This is a genomic window from Rhodoferax sp. (assembly GCF_037143375.1).
Taxonomy (GTDB): Bacteria; Pseudomonadota; Gammaproteobacteria; order Burkholderiales; family Burkholderiaceae_C; genus Rhodoferax.
Genome location: NZ_JBAWYV010000126.1, coordinates 1 through 9,279, shown reverse-complemented (window position 1 = coordinate 9,279; position 9,279 = coordinate 1). Strand labels below are relative to the sequence as shown.

Annotated in this window: 8 protein-coding genes; 6 read left to right on the top strand and 2 right to left on the bottom strand. The window is 58.6% G+C overall.

Features of this window, described 5'->3' with window-relative positions; translation table 11 throughout:
• Nucleotides 1-169 precede the first annotated feature (169 nt).
• Nucleotides 170-1,630 carry a metalloprotease TldD gene (gene tldD / locus WCG50_RS15035; RefSeq protein WP_336900417.1) on the bottom strand — a complete coding sequence of 487 codons (1,461 nt, stop codon included), beginning with the start codon at nt 1,628-1,630 and terminating at the stop codon, nt 170-172.
• A 211-nt stretch (nt 1,631-1,841) separates the two neighbouring features.
• Here tldD and WCG50_RS15030 point away from each other — a divergent pair, with 211 nt between their 5' ends.
• A complete protein-coding gene (locus WCG50_RS15030) occupies nt 1,842-4,274 on the top strand; it encodes an EAL domain-containing protein (protein ID WP_336900416.1) in 2,433 nt (810 codons plus the stop codon).
• On the opposite strand, the gene rodA is transcribed toward WCG50_RS15030, so the two are convergent.
• On the bottom strand, nt 4,275-5,429 hold the full coding sequence (gene rodA / locus WCG50_RS15025) for a rod shape-determining protein RodA (protein ID WP_336900415.1): 1,155 nt from the start codon (nt 5,427-5,429) through the stop codon (nt 4,275-4,277). It lies immediately after the preceding gene.
• Between the two features lie 85 nt (nt 5,430-5,514).
• On the opposite strand from rodA, the gene WCG50_RS15020 reads away from it, so the two are divergent.
• From WCG50_RS15020 to WCG50_RS15000, 5 genes are all read left to right on the top strand, one after another.
• On the top strand, nt 5,515-6,138 hold the full coding sequence (locus tag WCG50_RS15020; RefSeq protein WP_336900414.1) for a YqiA/YcfP family alpha/beta fold hydrolase: 624 nt from the start codon (nt 5,515-5,517) through the stop codon (nt 6,136-6,138).
• A gap of 48 nt (nt 6,139-6,186) precedes the next feature.
• A complete protein-coding gene (locus WCG50_RS15015; protein ID WP_336900413.1) occupies nt 6,187-6,411 on the top strand; it encodes a type II toxin-antitoxin system PrlF family antitoxin in 225 nt (74 codons plus the stop codon).
• Complete coding sequence (locus WCG50_RS15010) at nt 6,411-6,842, top strand: type II toxin-antitoxin system VapC family toxin (RefSeq protein WP_336900412.1); 432 nt, start codon at nt 6,411-6,413, stop codon at nt 6,840-6,842. The genes WCG50_RS15015 and WCG50_RS15010 overlap by 1 nt, the downstream gene beginning before the upstream one ends.
• 30 nt (nt 6,843-6,872) lie before the next feature.
• The gene (locus WCG50_RS15005) at nt 6,873-8,270 is read left to right on the top strand and encodes a Fic family protein (protein ID WP_336900411.1); all 1,398 of its coding nucleotides are present in this window, start codon (nt 6,873-6,875) and stop codon (nt 8,268-8,270) included.
• 57 nt (nt 8,271-8,327) lie between these two features.
• Nucleotides 8,328-9,279: RNB domain-containing ribonuclease (locus tag WCG50_RS15000; RefSeq protein ID WP_336900410.1), on the top strand; the 952-nt coding region annotated here is incomplete at its 3' end.

Genomic DNA, 9,279 nt, shown 5'->3' with positions numbered 1-9,279 from the left:
TAGCTAAAGTAAAAACGGGCTGTTTTCATGGCTTTGAATGTAGCACAGTCAAACTTGAAAAAACCTTACTCCGTTTCCAGATCGATAGGAGATTAGGCGCAAAGCCGCAGACAGTGCTTTAGCACGGCAAGGCGAAGCAACGACATATCGTATTGATCTGGAAATGGAATTACGCCGTGCCGCCGACCGTCAGGCCATCGATGCGCAAGGTCGGCTGACCCACGCCCACCGGCACGCTCTGACCTTCTTTGCCGCAGGTGCCCACGCCGCTGTCGAGCTTCAGGTCGTTGCCGATCATGCTGACGCGCTTCAGGCACTCCGGGCCGCTGCCGACAATGGTGGCGCCCTTGACCGGGTACATGATCTTGCCGTTTTCGACCCAATAGGCCTGGCTGGCCGAGAACACAAACTTGCCCGAGGTGATGTCCACCTGCCCACCGCCAAAGTTGGTGGCGTACAGGCCCTTTTTGATGCTGGCGACGATTTCTTCGGGGGACTTGTCACCCGCGAGCATATAAGTATTGGTCATGCGCGGCATGGGGATGCTGGCATAGCTTTCGCGCCGGCCATTGCCGGTGGGCTTGACACCCATCAGACGCGCATTCATGGCGTCCTGGATGTAGCCCTTGAGAATGCCGTCCTCGATCAGCACATTGCGCTGGCTGGTGTTGCCTTCGTCATCCACATTGAGCGAGCCACGACGGTCCGGCAAGGTGCCGTCATCCAGCACCGTGACGCCCTTGGCCGCCACGCGCTGCCCGACGCGACCGGCAAACGCACTGGAGCCCTTGCGGTTGAAGTCCCCCTCCAGCCCGTGGCCAATGGCTTCATGCAGCAAGATACCAGGCCACCCTGGCCCAAGCACCACGGTCATTTCACCCGCCGGCGCCGGACGCGCTTCAAGATTAGTCAGCGCGGCTTTCACCGCCTCGTCCACATATTGATTGATGATGGTGTCGTCAAAATACGCGAGGCCAAAACGGCCACCGCCACCCGCCGAGCCCACTTCGCGACGGCCTTTTTGCTCGGCGATCACGGTCACGCTCAGACGCACCAAAGGGCGCACATCGGCGGCCAGCGTGCCATCGGCGCGCGCCACCATCACCACATCGTATTCAGCGGCCAGACCGGCCATGACTTGCGCCACACGCGGGTCTTTGGCCCGGGCCAGGCCCTCGACTTTTTCCAGTAACTTGACCTTGGCCGTGCTGTCCATCGAGGCAATCGGGTCCAGCCCGCGGTACAACGACCGACCAGACGCTATTTTTTTAGTAGCTACCTTCGCACGTCCCGCCTGGGCTACAGACGAAATAGACCGAACAGTTCGGGCGGCATCGAGCAACGAGGCTTCAGAGATGTCATCCGAGTAGGCAAAGGCGGTTTTTTCGCCACTCACCGCACGCACACCCACGCCTTGATCGATGCTGAATGAGCCGGTTTTGACGATGCCTTCTTCCAGGCTCCAGCCCTCGCTTCGGGTGTACTGGAAATACAAGTCAGCCTCATCGATCTTCTGCGCCTTGATTTCATTCAAGGCACGGGTCAGATGAGATTCATCCAATCCAAACGGCGTGAGCAGCAGGGACTTGGCGATGGCCAAGCGTTCAAGAGTAGGTTCGCGTGAAATCATGGCGTTATTTTAGGTGGAGCATTGATAATCATGGTTTAAGTCGTCCCAAGCCCCGGCTGTTCATGCTGAAGAATCCACTCGTACCTCGCCATCTGCCCAAGCCCTTGCGGGTGGCCGCACTCGTATTTTTAGTCACCGCTCTGGCCAGCATCGCGATGATTTGGCATTGGGAGCGCAAGCACCTTGAAAAGACCGGGCCGATGCGTTCGGATTGGCCCAGGACCACGCCCGCGCCACCAAAGAAAATGTGGACCGTGCCCTGTCGGCCACTTACGCCCTGGCCGCCGTGGTGCACCAAGGCCATGGCAAGGTCGACCACTTCAATGAAGTCGCGACCCGAATGCTGCCGTTTTACCCCGGCGTTTCAGTCCTGATTCTGGCGCCCGGTGGCACCATCAGCAACGCCTTCCCGTTGGCGGGCAATGAAAAAGCGATTGGTCTTGACCTCCTGAAAGACCCGTCCATGAGCAACGAAGCGCGCCTGGCGCGGGACAGCGGGAAACTCACCCTGGCCGGTCCGTTTGAGCTGATCCAAGGGGGCTTGGGTGCGGCCGCCAGGTTGCCCATTTTTCTGGACGGCGCCGAGGGCAAAAGCGAATTCTGGGGTTTTGCCAACGTGGTGCTGCGCTTTCCGCAGGTGCTGGAATCAGCCCAATTACCCAAACTCGTGCAACGCGGGCTCGACTACAAGCTGTGGCGCATTCACCCGGCCACGGGCTTGCGGCAAATCATCCATGAATCACAAACCGAAGCCCTGGTTGACCCGGCAGAAGGTGAATTAGTCGTCCCCAACGGTACCTGGACGCTGAGCGTGGCGCCGCACCAAGGTTGGGGCAACCCGCTTCGGGTTTCCGCAAGACTGCTGATGGGACTGCTTTTTTCAGCGCTATTGGCCTATTTGACCAAACTCCTGACGGAGCAACGCGTCCACAAGATCGACCTTGAGGCCCAAGTCATCGCACGCACCGCCGACATCAGGGAATCCAAACTGCAACTGGCGGCCACACTGGATGCGATCCCTGATCTCTTGTTTGAGATGGACTTGAACGGCAGCTACCTTTACTGCCACACGCCGCAATCCGAATTGCTGGCCGCTCCGATTCATGACCTGCTGGGCAAGACGGTACTGCAGGTGCTCCCCGCTGCAGCGGCCAACACCGTGCTGCAAGCGTTACAGCAGGCCCACCAAACCGGCCTGACCCGAGGTCAGCAATTTGTGCTGCTGCTGGACGGGAAAAAACACTGGTTCGAACTCTCGGTCGCCACCAAACCCGTCAACGAAGGCGAGGCGCCTCGCTTCATCGTGATCTCGCGCGACATCACCGAGCGCAAGCAGGCCGAGCAGGATGTTCAGCAACTGGCCTACTTCGACGCCCTCACCAGCCTGCCCAACCGCGCCCTGCTGAACGACCGCATCCGCCATGCCCTGGCGGAAGCGACCCGGCGGCAAGAAACGCTGGCCTTGATGTTTCTGGACCTTGATCACTTCAAAAACGTCAACGACACCCTGGGGCACCGGATCGGCGACGAACTGCTGGTGGTGCTGGCCGGGCGCATGCAGGCTGTGATGCGCGAGCAAGATACGGTGGCCCGCCAGGGCGGTGATGAATTCATCCTGCTGCTGCCAAACACCACGGGTGACGGGGCGGCCCGCGTGGCCGAAAAGCTATTGCAGACCATCAGCCAACCGGTCCAAATCGAGCAGCACGAGTTGACCGTGACCCCCTCAATGGGCATTGCCCAGTTCCCGCGGGACGGCACCGACCTGGACACCCTGACCAAACACGCCGACATCGCCATGTACCGCGCCAAACAAAGCGGGCGCAACGGCTACCAGTTTTTCACCACCGAAATGCAGGTACACGCATCCCGTTCGCTGCTTCTTGAAAACGCTCTGCGCCGCGCCCTGGAGCGTGGTCAATTGAGCCTGCACTACCAGCCCCAGTTGTCGCTCATCACCGGCCAGATCGTGGGAGTGGAAGCCCTATTGCGCTGGCATCACCCCGAACTGGGCGCTGTTTCGCCGGCCGAATTTATTCCGATTGCCGAAACCAGCGGTCAGATCCACCTCATCGGCGAATGGGTGCTGCGCACGGCGGCCCTTCAGGCCAAGCAGTGGCTGGACCAGGGCTTGGCGCCCATGACGATGTCGGTCAACCTCTCGGCGGTGCAGTTTCGCCACCCCGACCTGCCGGCGCTGGTGGCACAAGTGTTGTCCGATGTGCAACTGCCGCCGCACTACCTGGCACTGGAACTCACCGAGGGCGTGGCGCTGCACGACCCGCTGGGCGCGATTGCGATGCTGGAGCGACTGCACCAACAGGGCGTGCGCATTTCGATTGACGACTTTGGCACCGGCTACTCCTCGCTGAGCTACCTCAAGCGTTTTCAGGCCTACCAGCTCAAGATTGACCAGTCGTTTGTACGGGACATCACCGAGGACCCTGAAGACCGAGCCATCGTCAGCGCCATCATCAACATGGCGCGCAGTCTGGGCATTGGCACCATTGCCGAGGGCGTCGAAACCGAAGCCCAGTTAACCCTGCTGCGCGAGCAGGGCTGCAATGAAGTGCAGGGCTACTTCTTTTGCAAACCCCAGCCGCCCGAAGAACTGGTGAAGTTCTTGCGCGACCACCGCGCTTGATCAGGACTGCACCAGCCGCTTTGACTTGGCAATCGACATCAAAATGCCCAACCCCATGCCGAGCGTGACCATGGCCGTGCCGCCGTAGCTGATGAAGGGCAAGGGCACGCCCACCACCGGCAAAATGCCACTGACCATGCCCATGTTGACGAAGGCGTAGGTAAAAAAGATCAGGGTGATGCTGCCCGCCAGCAAGCGGGAAAACAGCGTGGGTGCCTCCAGCGCGATGGCCAGGCCGCGCAACACCAGAAAGATAAAACCGGCAATCAGCAGCAGGTTGCCGATCAAGCCAAACTCCTCAGAAAATGCCGCAAAAATAAAGTCGGTGGTGCGCTCGGGGATGAACTCCAGGTGGGTTTGCGTGCCCTGCATGAAACCCTTGCCCCAAAAGCCGCCAGAGCCAATGGCAATCATGCCCTGAATGATGTGAAAACCTTTGCCCAACGGGTCGCGCGACGGGTCGAGCAGCGTGCAAATGCGCTGCTGCTGGTAGTCGTGCAGCACCGGCCAGCGCACGCCATCGGCGCACAACTGCGGCTCAAACCCCACCACCAACGCCACGCCCACCAAGCCAATCAACAGCGGCGGCAACAGCAGTTTCCAGGACAGGCCGGCAAAAAAGATGACCGACATACCGGCCGACAACACCAAAATCGCGGTCCCAAGATCGGGCTGCTTGACGATCAACCCAATCGGCACCGCCAACAACCCCCCCGCCACCACAAAATCGAGCGGGCGCAACTGGCCTTCGCGCTTCTGGAACCACCAGGACAGCATCAGCGGTACGGCAATTTTGAGAATTTCGCTGGGCTGGATGATAATGCCGACATTGAGCCAGCGTGTCGCCCCCTTTTTGGTGACGCCCATCACCGCCACCGCCAGCAACAAAGTCACGCCCACCACATAAAGCGGCACAGCCAGGGACATCAAGCGCTGCGGGGGAATTTGCGCCACAAAAAACAGGATCGCCCCGGCCAGCAGCATGTTGCGGCCATGGTCCTCGAACCGGGTGCCGTGGTCGAAGCCGGAGGAGTACATGGTCATCAACCCGGCGCAGGCGAGCAACAACACGGCAAAAGCCAGCAGCCCGTCAAAGCCGCGAAACCAGGGCGCGATACGCTGCCACGGGTGAATGTTTCCAAATTTTTGCGCCATAGGGGAGGGATTATCCCGCGAGTGGTCCGCCCAAGACGCGCGCCCTTGATATACCAAGCTGTTTTCCCAACCTATGATCCAACGAATGTCATCCTCACTTCCCCAGCAAGCCCTCACCCACCTCCTCTACCTCCACGGTTTCCGATCCTCGCCGCAGTCGGCCAAAGCCCGCGTCATGGCGCAACTCATGGCGGAGAAGCACCCGGACATCCACTGGTGGTGCCCGCAATTACCGCCATCGCCCAAAGAAGCCATGGCCATGTTGACAAAAGGCATCCAGCACTGGCCGCGTGCCTCGATGGCGGTGATCGGCTCATCCCTGGGCGGGTTTTACGCCTCACAGGTTGCAGAGCAAACCGGCTGCCAGGCGGTGCTGTTCAACCCGGCGGTCAACCCGGCGCGGGATCTGGCCAAGTACATCGGCGAGCAAACCAGCTGGCATGACCCCCAGGAGCACTTTTTCTTCAAACCTGAGTTTGTGCAAGAACTGCGCGACCTGACCCTGCCCGCCATCGCGCATCCAGAGCACTGCCTTGCCGTCATCGCCCAAGGCGACGAGGTGCTGGACTGGCGCGAGATGTTTGAGCGTTACCAAGGCGCTCAGATTCGTCTTTTAGAAGGCAGCGACCACGCGCTGAGCGACTTCGAGGTGCATTTGCCGACTGTGCTGGCGTTTTTGAGGCTGGCGTCACCAAGGAATGTTTCTTGACCTTGCCACACAAAATCCTTACTATTCACATTAATGTAAGGAGCTAACATGTCGGAAGCCACGCTCACAAGCAAGGGGCAAATCACGATCCCCGTCGATATCAGGCGGGCTTTGTCCATCAGCCCCAAGGACCGGCTGACATTCACCCCCATGCCCGATGGAACCGTGGTGTTGCGTGCCAAGACCAAGTCCTTGCAGACCCTCAAGGGCATGCTTAAACCGACGTCTGGCACGGCGGTTTCCATTTCTGACATGAGCATGGGCTCGGCTTAATGGCGGCGCTGGACACCAACATCCTGGTTCGCTGGCTTACTGACGACGATAAAAAGCAAAGTGCCATCGTTGCCCGCTTGCTTGAGTCCACAGCGAACAATAGCGAGCGCTTGTTTGTCACGGTCACCGTCATGCTGGAGACCGAGTGGGTGCTCCGGTGCCGCTATCGCTTTGACAAGCCTTCGGTCACAGCCGCCCTGGACGCGCTCCTGAGCGTGACTGAACTTGAGTTCCAGACCGAACCGGCGTTGGAACAGGCCCTTTGGCGCTACAAACAGGCGGGCGCACCCGACTTTGCCGACTGTCTGCACCTGGCTTTGGTCAGTCAAGCTGGTCAGGGGCCTTTGCTGACCTTTGACGAGCGAGCTTCCAAGCTCGATGGCGCCCAACTGCTATTCAACTCAACAAGCATCGACGATCGACTCAAATGATAGGATTAATGATTCGATGCATATTTTGATGTGATTAATGAGAAGGTAATCATGGCTAAAAAACAACTCCAGTCAAATATTCTGGCCTATTTGAAAGGCCGTGCAAATCAAGGACTCGGGTCTGCTGGCGCCAACGACATCACCACGCAAATGGGGGAAAAGCGCCCAACCGTTAACCGCTACTTGACCACGCTGGTTTCTAATGGCGCAATTTTGCGTGAGGGATCGGGCCCTGCGACAAGCTACAGAATTGCAGCGCCCACCACGCACCCCGCCACGCCGACGCAGGCGAGCCCAATCACCCCTCAATCAAATGGGACGGCATCGCCCCCGTGGAGCCCAAAGGCGCTTGAACTGCGCGCCAAATTAATGGCGCCCATTGGCACGCGGACCCCCGTTGCATACCAACGGTATTTTGTGGACGGCTACACGCCTAATCAATCGTCGTTGCTACCGCCGCACTTGGCTGAAGCATTATTCGCGACTGGCCGCGCCCAAGGCCAGCAGCCAGCAAGTACCTATGCACGCAAGGTGCTGGAGCAATTGCTGATTGATTTATCCTGGCATTCATCACGACTGGAAGGTAACCGCAAAAGCCTGCTCGATACCCAGCAACTTTTTGCCAAGGGCCGCTCAACTGGCGACGACTTGGAGGCCACCATGCTCTTGAACCACAAAGAAGCAATTGAGTTCATGGTCGATGCGGTTCCTGAGTATGGAATCACCGTTCCCGTGGTGCGCAACATTCAGAGTCTGCTGATGCAAGGCCTGCTTGAAAACCCGGATTCCGTTGGGGCCATTCGCAGCACAGTGGTCAACATCACGAACTCGGTTTACTTGCCAACACAGGTTCCGACGCTTCTGGCGGAGATGCTTGGGCTTGTTGTTGAGAAGGCAAGGCAGATCAAGAACCCGGTGGAGTCAGCATTTTTTCTTTGGGCCAATATTGCCTACCTTCAACCGTTTGAAGACGGCAACAAACGCACAAGCCGACTTTGCGCAAACCTCTCCTTGATGTTGTCCAATTGCGCGCCACTTTCGTTCCTTGATGTCGAGCAGGAAGACTATGCCATCGCCGTGACCGGCGTGTATGAACGACTGGATGTCACTCTGGCAGTGGAGTTATTTGAGTGGACATACCGCCGATCAATCGACAAGTACAAGGTGATACTGGAGTCAATGGGCTTACCGGACCCATTCCGAGCCCGGTATCGTGAGTATTTAGGCGATGTAATTCGACAGGTAGTGACTGAAAACGCAACCGTTATTGAGGCTGGCGCAGCTCTGGCGCTCCCCGAGTCGGATCGAGATACTTTTCAGGCGCTTTTGCGCAAAGAGCTGCAGAACCTTGAGCCGTTTAACTGTGCCCGCTATCGGCTAACCATCAAAAAAACTGAGGATTGGATTAAAAAAGGTCGATTCATGTAGCGCTGCGAGTACCTATTGCGTTTCGCGCCACCCCCTTTTGCAGAGACAATGCGCCTCATGTTTTTATTGTTTGAAGAAGCCGGAAAATTCATGGCCGGTCGGGTGCTGTCAGAGGCGGAATCCTCTGCACAGGTGGAGTTGGACAGTGGCAAGCGGGTCAAGGTCAAGGCGGCCAACTACTTGCTCAAATTTGAGAAACCATCCCCAGCCGCGCTGATCGCGTCGGCGCAAGCCATCAGCCAATCCATTGAACTGGAGTTGGCGTGGGAGTTTTCGCCCGAAGACGAGTTCGGCTTTGCCGACCTGGCGCGCGAATATTTCAGTGCCAATGCCACGCTGGAGCAGCAGGCGGGCACGTTGGTGCGCCTGTTTGAGTCGCCGCATTACTTTCGCCGCGCGGGCAAAGGGCGCTTTCGCAAGGCGCCGGCCGACATCATCGCGCTGGCCTTGGCTGCGATCGAGAAAAAGAAACAAATCGCCCTGCAAACTGAGCAATGGGTAAAAGACCTGAGCGCAGGCGTTTGCCCACAGGCCATTCGCGACCAGCTCTACAAAATCCTGTTCAAGCCCGACAAAAATGCGGCGGAGTACAAAGCGGTGGTCGAAGCCTCGCGCGCCACGCACCTGGGTCCGCTGGAGTTGCTGATCAAGGCCGGGGCGATTGATTCGCCTTACCAGTTCCACTGGCGCCGGTTTTTGCTGGAGAACTTTCCCAAGGGCACCGGTTTCCCCAAACTGGAAGCACCGCTCATCAAAGACGAGTTGCCGCTGTCCACCGCCCGCGCGTTCTCGATTGATGATTCGGCCACCACCGAGATTGACGATGCGCTCTCGGTGCAGGGCCTGGGCACCGGCACGGTGGTGGTCGGCATTCACATTGCCGCGCCCGGCCTGGCGATTCAACCCGGCAGCGCGATTGACGTGGTGGGCCGCAACCGCTTGTCTACCGTTTACATGCCGGGCTACAAAGTCACGATGCTGCCCGACGACGTGGTGCAAACCTACACGC